Annotated in this window: 17 protein-coding genes; 9 read left to right on the top strand and 8 right to left on the bottom strand. The window is 71.3% G+C overall.

Annotation, left to right across the window (positions count from 1 at the left end; translation table 11 throughout):
• Positions 1–10: 10 nt before the first annotated feature.
• A complete protein-coding gene (locus tag AB0C33_RS06125) occupies positions 11–1,555 on the bottom strand; it encodes a GMC family oxidoreductase N-terminal domain-containing protein (protein WP_358284143.1) in 1,545 nt (514 codons plus the stop codon).
• 147 nt (positions 1,556–1,702) lie between these two features.
• Between AB0C33_RS06125 and AB0C33_RS06120 the strand changes: the two genes are divergently transcribed.
• The 3 genes from AB0C33_RS06120 (at position 1,703) to AB0C33_RS06110 (ending at position 5,058) form a co-directional block, all read left to right on the top strand.
• A complete protein-coding gene (locus AB0C33_RS06120) occupies positions 1,703–3,238 on the top strand; it encodes a long-chain fatty acid--CoA ligase (protein WP_358284140.1) in 1,536 nt (511 codons plus the stop codon).
• 113 nt (positions 3,239–3,351) lie between these two features.
• A complete protein-coding gene (locus AB0C33_RS06115) occupies positions 3,352–4,002 on the top strand; it encodes an HAD-IA family hydrolase (protein ID WP_358284137.1) in 651 nt (216 codons plus the stop codon).
• Between the two features lie 9 nt (positions 4,003–4,011).
• Complete coding sequence (locus AB0C33_RS06110; RefSeq protein WP_358284135.1) at positions 4,012–5,058, top strand: phosphotransferase; 1,047 nt, start codon at positions 4,012–4,014, stop codon at positions 5,056–5,058.
• 13 nt (positions 5,059–5,071) lie between these two features.
• Here the strand turns inward: AB0C33_RS06110 and AB0C33_RS06105 are convergent, their stop codons facing one another.
• From AB0C33_RS06105 to AB0C33_RS06085, 5 genes are all read right to left on the bottom strand, one after another.
• Positions 5,072–5,434 carry a DUF488 family protein gene (locus AB0C33_RS06105; protein WP_358284134.1) on the bottom strand — a complete coding sequence of 121 codons (363 nt, stop codon included), beginning with the start codon at positions 5,432–5,434 and terminating at the stop codon, positions 5,072–5,074.
• A 153-nt stretch (positions 5,435–5,587) separates the two neighbouring features.
• Complete coding sequence (locus AB0C33_RS06100; RefSeq protein ID WP_352357847.1) at positions 5,588–6,847, bottom strand: cyclopropane-fatty-acyl-phospholipid synthase family protein; 1,260 nt, start codon at positions 6,845–6,847, stop codon at positions 5,588–5,590.
• Between the two features lie 2 nt (positions 6,848–6,849).
• Complete coding sequence (locus AB0C33_RS06095) at positions 6,850–8,199, bottom strand: FAD-binding oxidoreductase (RefSeq protein WP_358285930.1); 1,350 nt, start codon at positions 8,197–8,199, stop codon at positions 6,850–6,852.
• Positions 8,200–8,329: 130 nt separating this feature from the next.
• Complete coding sequence (locus tag AB0C33_RS06090) at positions 8,330–9,313, bottom strand: 2-hydroxyacid dehydrogenase (protein WP_358284132.1); 984 nt, start codon at positions 9,311–9,313, stop codon at positions 8,330–8,332.
• Complete coding sequence (locus tag AB0C33_RS06085; protein WP_358284129.1) at positions 9,310–10,848, bottom strand: protein kinase; 1,539 nt, start codon at positions 10,846–10,848, stop codon at positions 9,310–9,312. The genes AB0C33_RS06090 and AB0C33_RS06085 overlap by 4 nt, the downstream gene beginning before the upstream one ends.
• A gap of 221 nt (positions 10,849–11,069) precedes the next feature.
• Between AB0C33_RS06085 and AB0C33_RS06080 the strand changes: the two genes are divergently transcribed.
• Positions 11,070–12,191, top strand: a complete 1,122-nt coding sequence (locus tag AB0C33_RS06080; protein WP_358284127.1) for a CaiB/BaiF CoA-transferase family protein — start codon at positions 11,070–11,072, stop codon at positions 12,189–12,191.
• Between the two features lie 7 nt (positions 12,192–12,198).
• Here AB0C33_RS06080 and AB0C33_RS06075 read toward each other — a convergent pair whose 3' ends face one another.
• Positions 12,199–13,428 (bottom strand): FAD-dependent monooxygenase, encoded by a 1,230-nt coding sequence (locus tag AB0C33_RS06075; RefSeq protein ID WP_358284125.1) that lies wholly within the window; start codon positions 13,426–13,428, stop codon positions 12,199–12,201.
• An 82-nt stretch (positions 13,429–13,510) separates the two neighbouring features.
• On the opposite strand from AB0C33_RS06075, the gene AB0C33_RS06070 reads away from it, so the two are divergent.
• A complete protein-coding gene (locus tag AB0C33_RS06070; protein ID WP_358284123.1) occupies positions 13,511–14,029 on the top strand; it encodes a helix-turn-helix domain-containing protein in 519 nt (172 codons plus the stop codon).
• Between the two features lie 10 nt (positions 14,030–14,039).
• Here the strand turns inward: AB0C33_RS06070 and AB0C33_RS06065 are convergent, their stop codons facing one another.
• A complete protein-coding gene (locus AB0C33_RS06065) occupies positions 14,040–14,492 on the bottom strand; it encodes an effector binding domain-containing protein (RefSeq protein WP_358284121.1) in 453 nt (150 codons plus the stop codon).
• A gap of 96 nt (positions 14,493–14,588) precedes the next feature.
• On the opposite strand from AB0C33_RS06065, the gene AB0C33_RS06060 reads away from it, so the two are divergent.
• The 4 genes from AB0C33_RS06060 (at position 14,589) to AB0C33_RS06045 (ending at position 19,633) form a co-directional block, all read left to right on the top strand.
• Entirely contained in the window at positions 14,589–16,028 is a 1,440-nt protein-coding gene (locus AB0C33_RS06060) for a GuaB1 family IMP dehydrogenase-related protein (RefSeq protein WP_357965821.1), read from the top strand.
• A gap of 138 nt (positions 16,029–16,166) precedes the next feature.
• A complete protein-coding gene (locus AB0C33_RS06055; RefSeq protein ID WP_352357863.1) occupies positions 16,167–16,541 on the top strand; it encodes an FKBP-type peptidyl-prolyl cis-trans isomerase in 375 nt (124 codons plus the stop codon).
• 109 nt (positions 16,542–16,650) lie between these two features.
• The gene (locus tag AB0C33_RS06050) at positions 16,651–18,174 is read left to right on the top strand and encodes an ATP-dependent DNA ligase (protein WP_358284120.1); all 1,524 of its coding nucleotides are present in this window, start codon (positions 16,651–16,653) and stop codon (positions 18,172–18,174) included.
• A 664-nt stretch (positions 18,175–18,838) separates the two neighbouring features.
• A complete protein-coding gene (locus tag AB0C33_RS06045; protein WP_358284118.1) occupies positions 18,839–19,633 on the top strand; it encodes a septal ring lytic transglycosylase RlpA family protein in 795 nt (264 codons plus the stop codon).
• Positions 19,634–20,380: the final 747 nt, after the last annotated feature.

Genomic DNA, 20,380 nt, shown 5'->3' with positions numbered 1-20,380 from the left:
CGCATCGCGGCTACCAGTTTCCCAGGATCAACTCGGAGCCCTTCTCGCCGATCATGATCGCCGGGGCGTGCGTGTGGCCGCGGTTGAGCGTCGGCATGACGGAGACGTCCACCACCCTGAGCCCTTCGAGGCCGCGCACCCGGAGCGACGGGTCCACGACCGACCCCTCGTCGGCGCCCATCCGGCAGGTGCCGACGGGGTGGTAGAGGGTCTCGCCGCGTTCGCGCACCCACCGGGCCAGCTCCTCGTCGCTCTCCGGACCCCAGTAGGGCGCCATCGGGCCGCCCGCGTACCGCTTCATCGCGCTCGTCGCGAACACCTGCTTGGCCGTCTTCAGCCCGGCGACCAGGCGCTTGACGTCGGCCTCCGCGCTCAGATAGCCGGGGTCGATCAGCACGTCGCGGCCGCTCAGCCCGACCCTGCCGCGGCTCTGCGGCTGCAGCAGCACGACGCCGACGGTCAGGCCGTGGCCGGTCGGCGGGGTGAGCCCGTGGTCGACGAACGGGCCGGGGGCGAAGACGAGCTCGATGTCGGGGGCGGGCTCCTCGGCCGAGGTCCGGACGAAGGCGACCGCCTCGCCGACGTTCGTGGTCAGCATGCCCGAACGCAGCACGATGTAGCGCAGCAGGTTCACCAGGGACTCGGCCTTGGTCAGCGTCACCGGCTCCTTGCACTCGACGTACACGCCGGAGGCGAGGTGGTCCTGGAGGTTCTTGCCGACCTCGGGCAGCTCGCGCACGACCGGCACCCCCGCGTCGCGCAGCTCCTCGGCCGCGCCCACCCCGGAGCGCATCAGCAGGTACGGCGAGCCGATCGCCCCCGCCGACAGGACGACCTCCCTGGCCGCTCTGACCAGGGTGCCGCCGCTGTGCTCGATGCCGACCGCGCGGGAGCCCTCGAACACCACGCGGTCCACGGTCGCGCCGGTGAGCACGGTGAGGTTCGGCCTGGCGGCGGCCGGGCGCAGGTAGGCGTCCGCGGCGCTCCACCTGCGGCCGCGGTTCTGGGTGACGGGGGTGGGGCAGTAGCCCTCGTTGGAGCGGCCGTTCAGCTCCGCCAGCCGGGTCAGGCCCAGCTCCTCGCAGGCCCGCAGGAAGGCCGCCGTGGTGACGTTGGGGCTGCGCAGCTCGGAGACGTAGAGCGGGCCGGAGGTGCCGTAGACGCCGCCGTGGTTGCTGCCGACGCGCTGCTCGGCCCTGGTGAAGTACGGCAGGACCTCCTCGTACGTCCAGCCGGGCACCCCCCACTGGTCGTAGTCCTCCTGGCAGCCGCGCACCCACATCTGCGCGTTGAGCGAGGACGAGCCGCCGATCACCCGGCCGCGCGGCCAGTAGAGCTCGCGGCCGGACATCTCGCCCTGCTTGGCCGTCGTGAAGTTCCAGTCGTAGTCGGTCTTGAACAGCTTGGCGAAGCCGGCGGGCATGCGGATCTCCAGCTTGTCGTCATGCCCGCCCGCCTCGACCAGCGCCACCGACACCGACGGGTCCGCCGACAGCCGGTTGGCCAGCACGCACCCGGCGGACCCCGCTCCGACGATCACGTAGTCGTACTGCATGAGCACTCCAGGGGGCTAAGTAACCTGCCACTTGCTTACTCCAGGTGAGCTTTCGCGTCCATATGCATCTGTAACCTTGGTTACCTACCGGTCGGTATGGGCTGATGCCAAGATGGCGGCAAGCGCGTACAGAGGAGGAAGGCGTTCATGCTCAACTTGTCGGTCGTCCTGGAGGACAGCGCCAGAAACAACCCCGACGGCACGGCGATCGTCTTCGGCGACATGCGCCTGCCGTACGGCATGATCGACACTGTCGCCCGCCAGGTGGCGAACCTGCTGGTGTCGCGTGGCATCGGCAAGGGCGACAAGGTGGCGCTGGCCTGTCCCAACCTGCCGTACTTCCCGTTCGTCTACTTCGGCATCCTCAAGGCCGGCGCCACCGTGGTGCCGCTGAACGTGCTGCTGCAGGGCCGGGAGATCGCCTACCATCTCGACGACAGCGACGCCAAGGCGCTGTTCTGCTTCGAGGGCTCGCCGGAGCTGCCACTGGGCGAGCGCGGCAAGGCGGGCTTCGAGGCCGCGGACGGCTGCGAGCACTTCTTCGTGCTGCCCGCCACCCCGCTGGCCACCGAGTCCCCGTACGGCGAGACGGTGTGGGCGGCGCTCAACGGCGTGCCGGCCGACTTCGAGACGGTGCAGACCGACCCCGAGGACACGGCCGTGATCCTCTACACCTCGGGCACCACGGGCCAGCCCAAGGGCGCCGAGCTCAGCCACCAGAACATGCTGATGAACGCCCTGATCAGCGACCGGATGTTCCCGCGCAGCGAGGGCGGCGACACCTATCTCGCGGTGCTGCCGCTGTTCCACTCCTTCGGCCAGACGACCGTCATGAACACCGCCTTCATGCGCGGCGCGACGGTCGTGCTGATGCCGCGCTTCGAGCCGGGCGAGGCCCTGGAGCTCATGCGCAAGGAGAGCGTGACGACCTTCGCCGGCGTCCCGACGATGTACTGGGGCATGCTCACGAAGATCCACGCCGAGGGCGTCGAGGTGCCGCGCAGCCTGAAGGTGGCCGTGGCCGGCGGCGCGTCCTCGCCGGTGGAGGTGCTGAAGGACTTCGAGCAGACCTTCGGCATCGGCATCCTGGAGGGGTACGGCCTGTCGGAGACCTCCCCCGTGGCCAGCTTCAACCAGCTCGGACGGCCCACCAAGCCCGGCACGATCGGCACGCCCATCTGGGGCGTGGAGATGAAGCTGATCGACGGCGACTGGAAGACGGTCGAGGGCGAGGGCCCCGGCGAGATCGCCATCCGCGGCCACAACGTCATGAAGGGCTACTACGGCCGCCCGGAGGCGACGGCCGAGGTGCTCAAGGACGGCTGGTTCCGCACCGGCGACATCGCCACCCGCGACGCCGACGGCTACTACGCCATCATCGACCGGGCCAAGGACATGATCATCCGGGGCGGCTTCAACGTCTACCCGCGCGAGCTGGAGGAGGTGCTCATGACCCACGAGGCGGTGTCGCTGGCGGCAGTCGTGGGCGTCCCGCACGAGTCGCACGGCGAGGAGGTCAAGGCGTACGTCATCCGCACGCCCGGCTCGTCGGTCACCGAGGACGAGCTGATCGCCTGGGCCAAGGAGAACATGGCGGCCTACAAGTACCCGAGGATCGTCGAGTTCCGCGACGCCCTGCCGATGACGGCCACGGGCAAGATCCTCAAGCGCGAGCTCCGCTGACCGGCCGCGGCGCGGGCCCCGGCCCGCGCCTTCCCGCCGCGCCGCCCCCTGCGCCGCCCCCTGCGCCGATCGTCGAGCCGACCGCTGAGCCGATCATCAAGGCCCGCCCGCTCGTGCTGTTCGACCTGGACAACACGCTGATCGACCGGCTGGCGGCGTTCCGGCTGTGGGCGGCCGAGTTCGCCGCGGGCCGCGGGCTGGGCCCGGACGCCGTGGACTGGCTGGTGCGGCTGGACGCCGACGGGTCCGTGCCGATGGACGTCTTCTTCGCCCGCGTACGCGAGCGCTTCGCGCTTGCCGAGCCCGTCGAGGAGTTGTGGCGGGCCTACCGGGCCAGGCTCCCGTGGCTGGTGGAGTGCCGTGCCGAGGTGCTGGCGGGGCTCGACCGGCTGCGGGCGGCGGGGTGGGCGGTCGGGATCGTGACGAACGGGATGGCCGACAACCAGACGGGCAAGATCCGGCGTACCGGGCTGGCCGAGCGGGTGGACGGGTGGGCGATCTCCGGCGCGGAGGGCGTGCGCAAACCCGGCGCGCGGCTGTTCCGGATCGCCGCCGACCGGTGCGGAGCCGTGCCGGCGGGCGGGTGGATGGTGGGCGACGACCCGGAGAAGGACATCGCGGGCGGACGCGCGGCCGGACTGCGGACGATCTGGATCGACCGCGGGACGGGCGCGGCGGCTCCCCCGGCGGACCTCACGGTGGACGACGTGCTGGCGGCCATGGAGCTGTTGATCGGGATGCCCGGCGGCGGGGACGGTCGCTAATGTGGCCGGATGCGTGACAAACCCGCGGATCTGGACGAATCGCTGCTGGCGCCCGCCCTGGAGGCGTGGGGGATCAAGGCTGTCGGGCTGGCGCACGCGCCGGTGGGCTTCGGCGACCACCACTGGATCGCGACCGGCGCCGACGGACGACGCTGGTTCCTCACCGCCGCCACCCTGCCCTCCGCACCGCACACCGCCCCACCCCCCTCACCGGCTCCCGACGGCCTCCTCCAAGAGCCACGGGCTGCCGGTGGCCTGGACGAAGGGGCGCGGGTGGCGTTCGGGGAGCTGGGGCGGGCGCTGGAGACGGCGGCGGCGCTGTCAGCGACCCTGAAGTTCGTGGTCGCGCCCGTGCCGGACCTCGACGGCGGCGCGCTGCTTCGCCCGCTCGCCGCCCGGTACGCGCTGAGCGTCTTCCCGTTCGTCGACGGCGTCACCGGCGGCTTCGACGACGAGCCGGCCGAGCACGACCGCGCCCAGGTCATCGACCTGCTGGCCGAGCTGCACGGCACGTCCCCGCCCCCGTCCACCCCGTCCCGCCCCCTGCAGCCGGCCGGACGGGCGGCGCTGGAGCGGGCCCTCGCCGAGACCGGCCGCCCGTGGACCGGCGGCCCGTACGCCGAGCGGGCCCGAGCCCTGCTCGACCGGCACGCCGGAACCCTGCACGCCCGGCTGCGCGACTTCGACCGCGGCTGCCGCGACCTCGGCCCACCCGTCGTCACCCACGGCGAACCCCACCCCGGCAACGTGCTCCGGCACGAGGGCCGCTGCCTGCTGATCGACTGGGACACCGTCGGCCTGGCCGTGCCGGAACGGGACCTGTGGCTGGTCGCCAGGACCCCCGGCGACCTGGCCAGGTACGCGGCCGCCACCGGCCGTACGCCCGACCCCGCCGCCCTGGCCCTCTACCGGCTGCGCTGGAGCCTCGACGACGTGGCCCAGTACGTCGCCCTGTTCCGCGCCCCGCACGGCAACACCCGCGACGCCGAGCTGAGCTGGCACTTCCTCACCCGTACGCTCGACGGCCTGGCCGCCGGCGGGCCCTCCGCCCGCTGAGCGTTCCCGGCGGTCAGGCGCCGAGCAGTTCGGCGAGCACCGCGGCCTCGCTGATCTCGGGCTGCTTGGTGGCGGTGAGCAGGGTCAGCGGGCCCTTCCCGGCGAGCTCGCGCAGGTGGGCGACCGCCTCGGCCCGCTCAGGCTCGGCCAGCTCGTCCCGGTAGCGGTCGCCGAACTCCGCGAACCGGTCGGGGTCGTGCCGGTACCAGGTGCGCAGCTCGGTGGAGGGAGCGACCTGTTTGCACCATTCGTCGAGGTGGGCGTCGGCCTTGGCCAGCCCGCGCGGCCACAGCCGGTCGACCAGCACCCGGGCGCCGTCGTCCGGCGCGGGCTCCTCGTAGACCCGGCGCACCCGAACCTTGTTCCCAGCCGTCACCGTCCACCCCTCCTTCCGACCGTGAGACCACGCTACGCCGGGCGATGCCAAGCGCCGTTCAGGGACCCGGCCGGGGGACTGTGAGGCCGGCCGTTCGGACAGCGCCTTGGGGGGTGAGACGTGGGGAGAGGGCGAGGGGCCCTCTCCCGCCCGTCACGGCCAGTTGACCGCCGGGCGCAGCTGCACGCCGGACCGGCCGTCGTCGTCGAGCTTGACGCCCAGCACCTGGTGCAGCTGGACCTTGTTGCGCTCGAAGCCCACGATGCAGCCCGCCATGTACAGGGCCCACACCCTGGCCGTGCCCATCCCGACCTCCTGGACGGCCTCGTCCCAGTTGGCGTCGAGGTTGTCGCACCAGTGGCGCAGGGTCTTGGCGTAGTGCTCGCGCAGGTTCTCCTCGTGGCGGATCTCGAAGCCGATGTCCTCCATCTGCCTGATCAGCCAGCCCACCGACTCCAGCTCGCCGTCGGGGAAGACGTAGCGGTTGATGAAGCCGCCCTTGTTGAACGTCTTCTCCTTGCCCGTCGGACGGGTGATGCAGTGGTTGAGCAGCCGGCCGCCCGGCTTGAGCTTGCCGTAGAGGAACTCGAAGTACGACGGGACGTTGTCCTTGCCGATGTGCTCGGTCAGGCCGATGGAGCTGACCGCGTCGAAGCCGGTCTCCCGCACGTCGCGGTAGTCCATGAAGCGCACCTCGGCGAGGTCCTGGAGGCCCTCGTCGGCGATCGCCTTCTGGGCCCACTCGGCCTGCTGGCGGCTCAGCGTCACGCCCAGCGCCTTGACGCCGTAGTGCTTGGCGGCGTGGATGACCATGCCGCCCCAGCCGCAGCCGACGTCGAGCAGGCGCATGCCCGGCTTGAGGTCGAGCTTCCTGGCCACCAGGTCGAACTTCGTGTACTGGGCCTCCTCCAGCGTCGCGCCCTCCTCGGGGTAGGTCGCGCACGTGTAGGCCATGGACGGCCCCAGCACCCACCGGTAGAACCGGTTGGACACGTCGTAGTGGTGGTGGATCGCCTCGGCGTCACGCTGCTTGGCGTGCCGCGAGCCGAGCCGGGCCAGGGCGCTCTGACGCACCTCCTGCGGAGGCGGCGGCACCCGCATCAGCAACGGCTTGACGCCCAGCGACCGTACGGCGGCCAGCTTCTCGCCCGCGGTCAGGTCGTTGGTGGTGATGTTCCACATGCGGTCGAGCAGGGTGTACAGATCGCCGTGCACGTCGATGTGCCCCGAGATGTACGCCCTGGCCAGACCCAGTTCCCCGGGGGCCTGTGCCAGGTAGGCCACCGCGATGGGCGACTTGACCTCAAGACCGAGGTCGGCGCCGTCGGGACCGGCCTTGCTGCCGTCATAGGCCATGAACGAGATGTTCGCGTCAGAGCCGACGATCTTCTCAAAGATGCTTGCGAGAGCCATGCTCACCTTCCCCGTACACACTTTTCGTACAGGTCCAGCAGGCGACCGTTCGGGTCGTATTCCCGCTTGACCGGCCAATAAGCATCACCGTTGTACAGCTCCCAGAACTGCTCACGGGCGTAGAAGGAGGTCGAGTAGAGCGACTTGTGGCCGTCCAGCTCGTGTACCGAGTCCTCGATGAGCCTGTTGTAGTAGCCGTCGAACTGGCCGCGCGGCAGCGGGACCATGCCCCAGAAGCCGAAGTTGACGTAGAGCTTCCCGGGCTCCAGCGGGTACAGCGGCCACTGGGAGCTCGACCGCAGCGGGCACATCCAGACGGGGGTCATGCCCACCTTGTCGTGGAAGAACTCCAGGAACTGCGCGCCGCGCTCGACCGGCACCTCGACGTCCTGGATGACCGACTCCTGGACGGGCTGGTCGCGCCAGCGGTCGATGCGGGCGGTCAGGCCGGTCCGCCGGTCGAGGGCGACGAGCCTGCGGTAGACGTCGGAGCGCATCCAGCGGCGCGGCATCAGCGAGCGGACCACCGGCTGCTGCACGCCGAACGCCCGCGAGCACCAGAACCAGTCGGTGTCCCAGCGCCACAGGTAGTCGTGGATGCTCAGCCAGTCGCGGCTGCGCTGCCTGATCGACTGGTAGTAGATGCGCATGCCGGTGTAGTCGGAGACGTAGGGCGCGCGGTCGGCGAAGCGGCCCAGCGTGATGTACATCTCCTCCGGGTCGAAGAAGACGCCGTCCACGAAGTCGACCTGCTCGCCGTCGTGCACCATGCTGTCGCAGATCTCCTGCATGGCCAGCATGCACTTGGCCGCGTCGGTGAACCTGATGTGCGTCAGGTGCACGTACGGCTGGACCTTGCGGAGCTTGATCCGGATGCGCAGGGCGTAGCCGAGCGTCCCGTAGGAGTTGGGGAAGGCGCGGAACAGATCCTGGTGCTCGTTGTCGTCACGGGCCACGACGATGCGGCCGTCGCCGGTGAGGATCTCCAGTTCCTCCACCGACTCGTGCGGCAGGCCGTCCCGGAAGCTGGTCGACTCGATGCCGAGGCCGGTGACGGCGCCGCCGAGCGTGATCGTCTTGAGCTGCGGCACCACGTACGGCATGAGCCCGTGCGGCAACGTGGCCTCGACGAGGTGCTCGTAGGTGGTCATGCCCTGGACCTCGGCCGTCATCGTCGCCGGATCCACGCTGATGACCTCGTCGAGCTCTCTGGCCGACAGCTTGGCCGTCCTGCCTCCGTCACGGAACCTGAACAGGTTGGACGTGGACTTGGCCAACCGGGGAGCGGCGTCGCCGGGGATCTCGGCGTAGGACTGCCGGATCTGCTCTACTGCCCGTTGGTGTGTCGACATCGTCGTCGTCACGGAAGCACCCCCTTGAGCTGGTAGAGATCGTCCGTAAGACCGTATCTCCCGCAGCCCGGCTCGAACAGACCGGGGTCGTTAAAGACACGAAAACTGTTCATCGTGCCAGGTGAAACGCCTATGTGGCAGGCAAATGCGGAAATCTGCGTCGAACCAGGGGTGAGACCCCATTGAGCACGGCACGCACCTCTCGTCCCTCCAGTGCCGCCGTGAGGTTGTCCAGCACGGCCGTGAGCAGGCGCGTCGTCGCCTCGGGCGTCACCCCGGCGGCGTGCGGCGACAGCAGCACGTCCGGCAGATCGCGCAGCGGGTCGCCGACGGGCAGCGGCTCGGTGTCGAACACGTCGAGCGCGGCCCCGCCGAGGTGCCCGTCACGCAGCGCGGCGACCAGCGCCGCCTGGTCGACGACGCCGCCCCTGGCCGCGTTGACCAGCAGGGCGCCCTGCTTCATGCGGCGCGGGTCGATCAGCCCGCGGGTCTCCTCCGACAGCGCGATCACCACCACCAGCACGTCGCTGGCGGCCACCAGCGTCTCCAGGTCGGCGCGGCCCGGCGCCTGCCGCGGGGACCTGGTCCAGTAGGAGACCTCGCAGCCCAGGGCGCCGAACAGGCGCACGCAGTTCTCGCCGATCGGGCCGTACCCGACGACGCCGACCCGGCGGCCGCTCAGCTCACGCGGGCGCAGGCCCTGCTGCGGCCACTCCCCCGCGCGCACGGCGGCGTCGGCGGCCCCCAGCCGGCGCGACAGCGACAGCGTGGCGGCCAGGCACCACTCCGACACCGCGACGGCGCTGACGCCCGGCGTGTTGGCCAGCGGCACCCCGGCCTCGGCCAGGGCGGCCAGGTCGTGGCCGTCGACGCCCACCGAGGGCTGCTGCACGAAGGCCAGCGCGGGCGCGTGCTTGACCGCCTCGGCGTCGAGCACGAGCGTGGAGGTCCAGTCGCCGAGCACGATCTCGGCCTCGGGCAGCTCGGCCAGCAGCCCGGCCCGGTCGCGGGTGGCGGGCACGCGGACCGTCACCCGGTCGCCGAGCGGGGCGAGCAGGCCGCGCGTCGCCTCCTCGGGGAGCGGCGGCAGGGCGAGCAGGTTCCAGGGGCTCATGCCTTCACAGTAAAGCTGTCGATCACCTGTCGCATCAGTGCCCTGTTGCGCAGCCACTGGTCCTGGGTGACCGTCCACGACAGGATGTAGGCCGTCTCGCCGGACACCACCGCGCGGCGCACCTCGTGGTAGGTCATGCCCGGCCTGATCCAGTGGGTGCCGGCGGCGCTGGCGGCGGTCCAGGAGAACTCCCACTCGACCGCCTTGACGCCCCGGTGGTTGACCACGCGGCGGCCGCGGCTGATCACCTCCTGGCCCTCCTGCCGCAGCGTCTCCTCCGAGTCGCGCAGGATCTGGTTGGCGTCGAGGCTGGAGTACAGGGCCTCCACGCCGAGGTGGGCGTTGCCGTCGCGGCGCGTCCACTCGGTGACGGACTCGCGCAGCGCGCCCCGCCAGCCGATCGGGCGCAGGATCGACCAGCCCTCCCGCGAGGTCCACGCGCGTACGGCCGGGCGCACCCGCCGCACGGTCGGCGTGGGGGTCGCCGACGGCGGCCGGCTCGTCGTGGGCTGCTGCGAGGGTGACGGGCTCAGCGGGCTGGCCGCGGCGGCCGGCTGGGCGGTGCGCGGGGCGCCCTCGGCGGGCGTGGCGAGCTTGAAGTAGGCGACCGCGCCGCCCGCGACGACCACGACGGCGGCGGCGGCCACGGCCAGCACGGCCCGCCCGCGCCCGCTGCCCGGCTTCTTCTCCGGCAGGTCGGTGTAGGCGGGCTTGGCCGCCACCTCGATGGCCGCGAGCAGCCGGTCGGCCTCCTCGGCGTCCACCCGGTCGGCGGGCTCCTTGCGCAGCAGGCCCTTCAGGATCGGGTGCATGATCGGCGGGATGCGCCGGTAGTCGGGCTCCTCGTTGAGCAGCGCGTTGATCGTCGCCATGGCCTCGCCGCGGTCGAAGGGCGAGCGGCCGACCATCGCGGCGAACAGCGTCGCGCCGAGCGACCACAGGTCGGAGGGCGGTCCGGCCTCGTCCGCGCGCACCCGTTCCGGGGCCAGGAAGCTGGGCGAACCGGTCACCATGCCCGTCCTGGTCAGCGAGGCGTCGCCCTCGACCGTGGCGATGCCGAAGTCCATCAGCACCACGCGGCCGTCGTCGGCGAGCAGGATGTTGGCGGGCTTGACGTCCCTGTGCAGGATCCCGGCCTCGTGGGCGGCCCTGAGCGCCGACAGCACCTGGCGGCCCACGTCGGCCGCCTGCCGCACGGGCAGGGCCCCCGAGGTGGCCACGACCTCTTCGAGCGAGGGGTGCGCGACCAGCTCCATGACGATCCAGGGCCGGCCGCCCTCCTCGACCACGTCGTAGACCGCGACCACGGAGGGGTGGTTGAGCTTGGCCGCCGTACGGGCCTCGCGGGCGGTGCGCATGAGGTGGCGCTCCTGCTCGCCCGGCGACAGCCCCTCGGGCAGCAGCACCTCCTTGATGGCCACCTGCCGGTTGAGCAGCGTGTCGTAACCCTCCCAGACGACGCCCATACCCCCGCGGCCCAGTTCGCGCCGTAACTGGTAGCGCCTGGCGACAAGCCGGTTGCTCTCCGAAACCATGTCCTACCCCTGTAGCGGCGCGAGCGCCTGCTGCAGACAGCCGCTGGACGCCGGCGATCTGTAGACCACCCGAACAGTGGGCAAGTTTCCCATACCTCCCACGAGTTCGCGGGAAGGACGCAAAAGGCCGCTTGCCACGACTTGCCGAATGTTGTTCTACTGAGGCAGGTTCGGAGCCGTGAAGACAACCGTTTGCCTGTGCGACTGTCGAGGAGATGTCCATGTCGAAGGGTAGTGGCGGCCCGCTGGCCGGAGTGCGCGTGCTGGAGCTCGCGGGGCTGGCCCCGGGGCCGTTCGCCGGGATGATGCTGGCCGACCACGGCGCCGAGGTGCTGCGGGTCGACCGGGTGCAGGCCGTCTCCGACCGACCTCGTACGGACGTCATGGACCGCGGCAAGCGGACGATCGGCCTGGACCTGAAGTCGCCCGAGGGCGTGGCCGCCTTCAAGGAGCTGGCCCGCAACGCCGACGTGGTGATCGAGGTCTTCCGTCCCGGCGTCGCCGAACGGCTCGGCATCGGCCCCGCCGACCTGCACGCGGTGAACGAGCGGCTGGTCTACGGCCGGATGACCGGCTGGGGCCAGGACGGCCCGCTCGCGCCCACCGCCGGCCACGACATCGACTACATCGCGATCTCCGGCGTGCTGTCGATGCTCGGCCGCGAGGGCGGCAAGCCGACCCCGCCGATCAACATCCTCGGCGACTTCGCCGGCGGCGGCCTCATGCTCGCCTACGGCGTGCTGCTGGCCCTGTTCGAACGCGAGCGCACCGGGAAGGGCCGGGTGATCGACGCCGCCATGGTGGACGGCGCCGCCCTGCTGTTCTCGATGTTCTACCAGGCCGCGCAGAGCGGCTTCTGGGGCCCGCGCGGCACCAACCTGCTCGACACCGGCGCCCCCCAGTACGACACCTACGAGACCGCCGACGGCGGCTTCCTGGCCGTCGGCTCGCTCGAACCGCAGTTCTGGGACGCCATGGTGAACCTGATGGGCCTGACCGGCCTGCCCGACCGCAACGACAGGACGCAGTGGCCCGCGCTCAAGGCCCGGCTGGCCGAGGAGTTCGCCAAGCGCACCCGTGCCGAGTGGGAGGCCCTGTTCGAGGGCTCGGACGCCTGCGTCTCGCCCGTCCTGTCCATGGCCGAGGCCGCGCGGCACCCGCACAACGTCGCCCGGGGCACGTTCGCCGAGGTCGGCGGCGTGACCCATCCGGTGCCCGCGCCGCGCCTGCTCGGCGTGCCGGACCCGGACCTGTCGCCGGCCACCCGCCTCACGGACCTGTCCGCGTGGGGGCTGCCGGCGGCGGAGGCGGAGAAGCTGCGGGAGCAGGGCGTGCTGGCCTGAGCCTTCGTCAGGGGCGGGACGACGTCGCCGGGCGCGCGTGGGCGGCGTAGTCCTTGAGCCGGATCGAGTCGTGCAGGCGCACCCCCTTGCTGCTGATCTTGGTGGCGGCCCTGGTGAGGGCGACCGGCAGGTGGTTGACCAGGCGGATGCCCTGGGTGAGCGCCCACACGTCGAAGCGGCTCCCGGGGACGATCCCCCTGGCCGCGCGGCGGGCGAAGGCGCGGCTGCGGCGCACGTACTCGCCGATCTCGGCCTCGTAGGCGGGGTAGGCCGTGCGGTGGTCGCCGCCGTGCGCGGCCAGCTCGCCCGCCAGCACGTACGCCCCCACGACCGCCAGGCTCGTGCTGCCGCCCACGGCCGGCCCCGGGCAGTAACCGGCGTCGCCGGCCAGCGTCACCCGGCCGCGTGACCAGGAGTCGAGCCTGAGCTGGGTGATGGAGTCGAAGTAGAAGACGGACGTGCGGTCCACCTCGTCCAGGATCCTGGGGACCTGCCAGCCGAGGCCGCCGAACCGCTCGCGCAGCAGTTCCTTCTGCCGGGCCACGTCCCGGTAGTGGTAGTCGAGCGGCTCCGGCGTCCTGAACAGGAAGCCGGCGCGGGCGTCGTCCATGTGCGCGGCGCTGTAGACGGCGGCCATGTAGCCCTCGCCCGCCATGGCCTCCATCCGGCCGTCGAGCCCCAGGAAGTTCGGCACGGAGGCGACGGCGAGGTACGCGCCGATCCAGGCGGCGAAGCGCTCCTCGGGGCCGAAGGTCAGGCGGCGCACGTTGGAGTGCAGTCCGTCGGCGCCGATCACCAGGTCGAAGCGGTCCTGCCGGCCGCTGTCGAAGCGCACCTCGCCGTCCTCGGCGATCGAGGCGATGGAGTCGCCGAAGACGTAGGCGGCGTCGTGCCGGGTGGCCTCGTGGAAGACCTCGCTCAGGTCGTCGCGCATGATCTCGATGTGCCGGTCGGAGACGGCGGTGAGGATGCGGCGCAGCTCCAGCTCCACGGGCCGCGCCCGGCCCTCGCGGTGGACCCGGAGCCGGTCGGTGCCGGTCTTCCTCGCCATGACCGGCTCCAGCAGCCCCATCTTCTCGACGATGTCCATGGCGGGCCGGAACAGGTCCACCGCGTGGCCGCCCGACTTCCTGAGCGCCGGGGCGCGTTCGACCACCGTGACCTCGAAGCCGTACCTGGTCAGCCAGTACGCCAGCACCGGCCCGGTGACGCTGGCGCCCGAGACGAGGACCTTCATGGACCCCTCCTTACTTAACGGTTGGTAAGTCCACGCTAGCACGCGCCCTTACTTAACGGTAGGTAAGGGATAAACTTCAGGCATGCCCAGTGACACCAAGTCCCGTATCCAGGCGGTGGCCCGCGAGCTGTTCGCCGAGCAGGGCGTGCAGAACACCAGCCTGCGCCAGATCTCCGACCGGCTGGGCATCACCAAGCCGGCGCTCTACTACCACTTCGCCTCACGCGACGACCTGGTGCGCAGCATCGTGCAGCCGCTGGTGGAGGACTTCGAGCGCTTCGCCGCCAGGCAGGAGCCCGGCGACCCGCGGGCGCTGCTCGACGACTACTTCGAGCTCATGTGGCGCCACCGCGACGTGACCGGGATGATGGTGCGCGACATCTCGATCCTGGCCTACCTCGACCTGGGTCAGCGCATGTTCGAATGGCGGCGCGAGCTGATCGCCCTGCTGCTCGGCCCCGACCTCACGCAGGCCCAGCAGATCCGCGCCACACTGGCGCTCGGCGGCATGGCCGACTGCACGGTCGAGTACGCCGGCCTTCCCCTGGAGGAGGTCAAGCCGACGGCCGTCGCGGCGGCGGCCGAGGCGCTCGGCCTGTGACCCCCCGGGCCTAGACGGCCACGTAGAGGTCGGCGCCCTCGAAGTGATGGACCTCCAGGTCCGTGGTGAAGGCGCGGGAGGGCTGGCCGCCCGACTCGGTGTGCTGCCACACCTGCTGCCACGCCTCGATCAGCGCCTGCGGCAGCTGCCCGCGGGCCGCCAGCCGGATCGACTTGGCGGCCGGCACGCGCACCGCCACCATGCCCTCGGGCAGGCGCGGCACCGTGCGCACGCCGATGCCGACGATCTGCGTGTAGGCGCCGGTGTGGTCGCTCTCGTAGTCGGTCAGCACCGCGTAGAGGTTCTCGTCGATGCGGCCCGGCACGTGCGCGAAGGCCCCCGGCGCGCCCGCCCGCTGCCACAGCGCGGGCAACGCGGCCCGCGCCGGATCCGCCTCGTCGGCGTTCGTCGTGCGTACGGCGAAGCCCACGACGGTCAGCTCGGCCCGTTCGACGATGTCCACGACTTACCTCCCCCAAATATGTCCCCGGCCGATCATAAGCCCCGGAGAACGGGGGAAACCCCTTGTTGGACCTGTCACCCCATAAGATGGATGAACGTGAAGTTTCTCAACGACCAAGAGCCTCGTTACGATTTGACTTACAGCGACGTGTTCATGGTGCCGTCGCGCTCCTCGGTCGGATCGCGGCTCGCGGTCGACCTCTCCACGAATGACGGCACGGGCACCACGATCCCCGTCGTCGTCGCCAACATGACCGCGGTCGCCGGCCGCCGCATGGCCGAGACCGTGGCCCGCCGCGGCGGGATCACCGTGATCCCCCAGGACATCCCCCTCGACGTCGTCGCCGACGTGGTCGACTGGGTCAAGAAGCGCGACCTGGTCCACGACACGCCGCTCACCCTCACCCCGCACGACACCGTGGGCGAGGCGCTGCAACTGCTGCCCAAACGCGCCCACAACGCGGTCATCGTCGTCGACTGGGACAACCGGCCCGTCGGCGTGGTGACCGAGGCCGACTGCCAGGGCGTGGACATGTACACGCAACTGTCCGAGGTCATGTCGAGCGAGCTGCTCACGCTGCCCGCCGGACTCGACCCGCGCGGCGCCTTCGACCGCCTGCACGAGGGCCGCCACCGCCTCGCCCCCATCGTGGACGACGAGGGCCGGCTGGTCGGCATCCTCACCCGCACGGGCGCGTTGCGGGCCACCCTCTACCAGCCCGCGCTCGACGCCCAGGGCCGCCTGCGCATCGCCGCGGCCGTCGGCGTGAACGGCGACGTCGCCGCCAAGGCCAAGGAACTGCTGGAGGCCGGGGCCGACTGCCTGGTCGTGGACACCGCCCACGGCCACCAGGAGAAGATGATCGCCGCCCTGCGCGCCGTCCGGGCGCTCGACCCCGGCGTGCCGGTCGCGGCGGGCAACGTGGTGACCGCCGAGGGCGTGCGCGACCTGGTCGAGGCCGGGGCCGACATCCTCAAGGTCGGCGTGGGGCCGGGCGCCATGTGCACCACGCGGATGATGACCGGCGTCGGGCGGCCGCAGTTCTCGGCGGTGCTCGAATGCTCGGCCGAGGCCCGCCGGCTCGGCAGGCACGTCTGGGCGGACGGCGGCGTCCGGCACCCCCGCGACGTGGCCCTGGCGCTGGCGGCCGGGGCGTCCAACGTCATGATCGGCTCGTGGTTCGCCGGCACGTACGAGTCGCCCGGCGACGCCCGCACCGACGCCGACGGGCGCAAGTACAAGGAGAACTTCGGCATGGCCTCCTCCCGCGCCGTACGGCTCAGGACGGCCGAGGACTCCGCCTACGACCGGGCCAGGAAGGCGCTGTTCGAGGAGGGCATCTCGACCTCGCGCATGTACCTCGACCCCAAGCGGCCCAGCGTGGAGGACCAGATCGACGGGATCGTCGCGGGCCTGCGGTCGTCGTGCACGTACGCGGGCGCGGCGAACCTGGAGGAGTTCCACCAGCAGGCCGTCGTCGGCATCCAGAGCTCCTCCGGCTACGCCGAGGGCATGCCGCTGCACCAGAGCTGGTGATCCACCGGCGCCGGTGACGTGCCCTTTCTCCCGGCTTCGGGCGGCCCGGCGCCGGGAGAAAGGGCGGGCATGAACGACGGCCGTACCCCGACGGCATAGAGTCGTCGGGTTATTGTCATCGTCAACAGGAGCACATTCGTGGCACTCGAGAAGCCCGAGATCGACTTCCCCGAGGGCAACCCGCCCGCCGACCTGGAGATCGTCGACCTCGTCGAAGGCACTGGCCCCGAGGCCAAGCCGGGCCACAACGTCAGCGTCCACTACGTGGGTGTCTCGTTCTCGTCCGGGGAGGAGTTCGACGCGTCGTGGAACCGCGGCCAGGCGTTCGAGTTCCCGCTCGGGGGCGGCCGCGTCATCGCGGGCTGGGACCGCGGGGTCGCCGGGATGAAGGTCGGCGGCCGTCGCAAGCTGGTCATCCCGCCGCACCTCGGTTACGGCGACCGCGGCGCGCCGCCGCGCATCAAGGGCGGCGAGACGCTGATCTTCGTGGTCGACCTGCTCGGCGTCAGCTAGACCGGGAACGGGCGGGCCGCCGACGGTGGCCCGCCCGGCTACCCCTGCTTTGGAAAACCCGGCACATATCGGGTGGGGAAATGTCGGCGTGGTGAGGCACGATAGCGGTGTGCTTCTGATCGACGTGGTCCGGACCTCCGACGCGGTGACGCGCACCTCCGCACGGCTGGGCAAGGTCGGGCATCTGGCCGAGCTGCTCGCCCGGGTCGGCCCGGACGAGGCGGAGATCGCCATCGCCTACCTGTCGGGCGACCTGCCGCAGCGCCAGATCGGCGTGGGCTGGCGCTCACTGGAGGACGTCCCGCAGCCCAAACTCGCCGCCACCGCCACCCTCACGACCGTCGACGCGCTGCTGACCCGGATCAAGGCCGTCTCCGGCCCCGGCTCGCAGGCGGCGCGCAGAGCGCTGGTCGCCGAGCTGTTCGCCGGGCTGACCAGCCAGGAGCAGCAGTTCATGCGCAGGCTGCTCAACGGCGAGCTGCGCCAGGGCGCCCTCGACGGCGTGATGATCGAAGCGCTGGCCAAGGCGTCCGGCGCGCCGTCGGCCGACGTGCGGCGGGCGCTCACCCTGCGCGGCTGGCTGCCCGCCGTGGGCGCGGCGGCGCTGACGGGCGGCGTGGCGGCGCTGCACGCGTTCAAGCTGGAGGTGGGGCGGCCGGTCTCCCCCATGCTCGCCGGCAGCGCACCCAACGTGGCCGCCGCGCTGGAGAAGGCCGGCTCGCCCGCGTCCCTGGAGTGGAAGCTCGACGGCGTACGCGTGCAGGCCCACCGCTCGGGCGCGCAGGTGCGGGTCTTCACCCGCACTCTCGACGACATCACCGCGCAGGTGCCCGAGCTGGTCGAGGCGGTGCTCGGGCTCGACTCCGCCGACCTAGTGCTCGACGGCGAGGTCCTCGCGCTGCGGCCGGACGGGCGTCCCCACCCGTTCCAGGTGACCGCGAGCCGCGTCTCCAGCAAGACCGACGTCGCCAGGCTGCGCGAGCAGACCCCGCTCAGCGTGTTCTTCTTCGACGCGCTGCGCGCCGACGGCGCCGACCTGCTCGACCTGCCGTACTCGCAGCGCCAGGAGGCCCTGGCCCGCGCCGTCCCGCCCGGTCTGCTGACGCCGCGACTGATCACCGCCGACGTGGCCGAGGCGGAGAAGTTCTTCACCGACGTGGTCAAGGCGGGCCACGAGGGCCTGGTGGTGAAGTCCCTGTCCTCCCCGTACGCGGCCGGCCGGCGCGGCGCGGGCTGGATCAAGGTCAAGCCCCGGCACACGCTCGACCTGGTCGTCCTGGCGGCCGAGTGGGGCCATGGCCGGCGCGAGGGCAAGCTGTCCAACCTGCATCTGGGCGCGCGCGACCCCGAGGGCGGGTTCGTCATGCTCGGCAAGACGTTCAAGGGGCTCACCGACGAGCTGCTGGCCTGGCAGACCGAACGCTTCCTCGAACTCGCCGACGGCCCCACCGACGAATGGGCGGTCAAGCTGCGGCCCGAGCTGGTGGTGGAGATCGCCTTCGACGGCGTGCAGCGTTCGCCGCGCTACCCCGGGGGGATGGCGCTGCGGTTCGCCCGGGTGCTGCGCTACCGCCCGGACAAACGCCCCGAGGACGCCGACACCGTCGCCACCGTCCGCTCCCTCATGCTCTGACCACGCCCGCCGGCCTGCACGTCCGCAGCGCAGAGCCCGGCCCGTGCAGGTAAGCGAGGGGTCACCTGGAGCTCCCATCGCTTCCACCTGCACACACTCCCGAACGCCTTACGAGTCCGCACCCATGACCGCCGCGCCACCTTCCCGCCAGATCCCCCGCCCCCTCCCAGGACGGACTGCACGTCCAAAGAGCAGGCACCGCGGCGAGTGAAGAGCGGCGAGGAGGGGGTGGCCGTCTTGTCGCCGTGCTCTGCTGTTCATGGCGTGAGGATGCCCTCGGTCTCGACCTGAGGGGCGGGTTGGGCAGGTTGGGGCCGTTGCGGCCTTAGATCACGGTCAGCCCAGTTGCGGCCTTAGATCAAGTTGCGCCCGTTTGTGGGCTGCGGTCGGGTTGGCCTGAGGCGTGGTGTTAGACGAGTTCTGTCGTTCTTCGGAAACCCCAAGATCCTCGGCGTACGCTCGACGTTCTGGGCCTCTTGCGCCCTTAAGTGAGATATGTCACTGTATGTCGCATTAAGTTGTCTTTACCTGCTGTTTGTCGCATATGTTCGTCCTCGCCCGCCGGATCCCCCATCCCTTGCGGGCGGACAGGCCGTCACACGCCTCCCACCCCCATGACCTGGCCTTTCCCTTTCCTGTCCCCTAGCTAGGACCGTGGTTTACCTTGGGCCAGCACTCCCACAAATCGTCCCCCAACGACCGCAAGCTCTCCCCGGGCAAGCGCCGCTGGACCGCCATCGCCGCTGGGGCCGCCGTAGTGGCCGCCGCCTCGACCACCGCCTGGGCCGCCGTCGGCAACGATGCCCCCGGCACCACCGCCGCCAAGGACGCCGCCACGGCGACCTCCACCGGCACCCCCAACCCGCCGGTCGCGGCCAACGTCTCCCAGGCCAGGACCACTACCCCGGCTCCCACGGCTTCGAGCCCCAGCGCCTCGACCTCCACTGCTTCGGGGCCGAGCGCGAAGGGCGTCCCGAACTCCCCGCACGGCGCCAACCCCGCGCCGAAGGCCCCCGCTGCCGCCCGGCCCGACGCCACCGAGACGCCGGCCTCCGACACAGCCTCGTCCGATACGGCGGCATCCGACGCGGCAACGTCCGACTCGGCGAAGAAGACGACCAAGACCGTCAAGCCGGTCAAGCTCCGGGCCACGAAGCCGAAGGTCCGCGTCCTGTCCTCCGGGACGTGTGGCGCCTCGTACTACGGCGAGCCCCAGATGACGGCCAGCGGCGAACGCTTCAACCCCTCCGCCATGACCGCCGCGCACAAGACCCTTTCGCTGGGCAGCCGCGTCCGCGTCACCAACCCGCGCAACGGCTCGGCGGTCACCGTACGCATCAACGACCGCGGCCCGTACGTGGGCGGCCGGTGCCTCGACCTCTCCAGGGCCGCGTTCGACGCGATCGGCAGCCTGGGGGCGGGCGTGATGACCGTCCGCTACGAAGTTCTGGCCCGCTGACCGCGTTCGGTCTCTCTCCTCGGCCCCGCCCCCGCTCATTCGTCCCTGGGGGCGGGCCGGGCTCTCGCCCAACACCGCCCACCACGAATCCCACAATGCGCCGATCCTGGCTGCCGACATCCCAGCCCCGATCGCCGGTCTCTATCGGAGGGCCGGGGAGCCGAGGAGATGGAACCGCGACATCGGGATCGGGATGTTCGGGGGGACGGACATCGGTCGCCCGGGGGACCGAACCCGGAATGTCGGGGCTGCGACCGGATTGCCCGAAGGGCTGGAACCCGAGGACTGGGCTCCGGGACGTCCGGGAGCTGCGACCGGGATCCCTGGAGACCTAGATGGACAACTGGTTCCGGACATCACTGACATCCGTCGGGCCGTTACCGCAGCCCGCGATCCGAACCCCGTGCCCCCTGCTCTTCCAGACGTCCTTGAATCCCTCGGCCCCGCTGCCCGGACGTCTCTTCGATGGCGGTCTCGATACCGCGATTTCGATGGCTCGGGCCCCCGCCGCTGAATCCCCGCACCCCGATTCCTCGGGGACGCCCCGATGTTCCCGGACGTCCCCCGACGTCCCACGGTCCAGATGCCCGGGTCCCGACCCCCTGCCATTCCCGGACGTCCCCCGACATCCCGCAGGCCCGCTCCCCGAACGGCTACCCGATCGCGGGCCCGATACCGCGGTTTCAATGGCTCGGGCCCCGACCGGAAATCCTCGCACCCCGATATCCTGGGGACGCCCTCGATGTC

The sequence above is a fragment of the Nonomuraea sp. NPDC048881 genome (assembly GCF_040649795.1).
Classification (GTDB): domain Bacteria; phylum Actinomycetota; class Actinomycetes; order Streptosporangiales; family Streptosporangiaceae; genus Nonomuraea.
The sequence above is the reverse complement of the archived record's forward strand: the minus strand, read 5'-3'. Positions and strand labels throughout refer to the sequence as shown.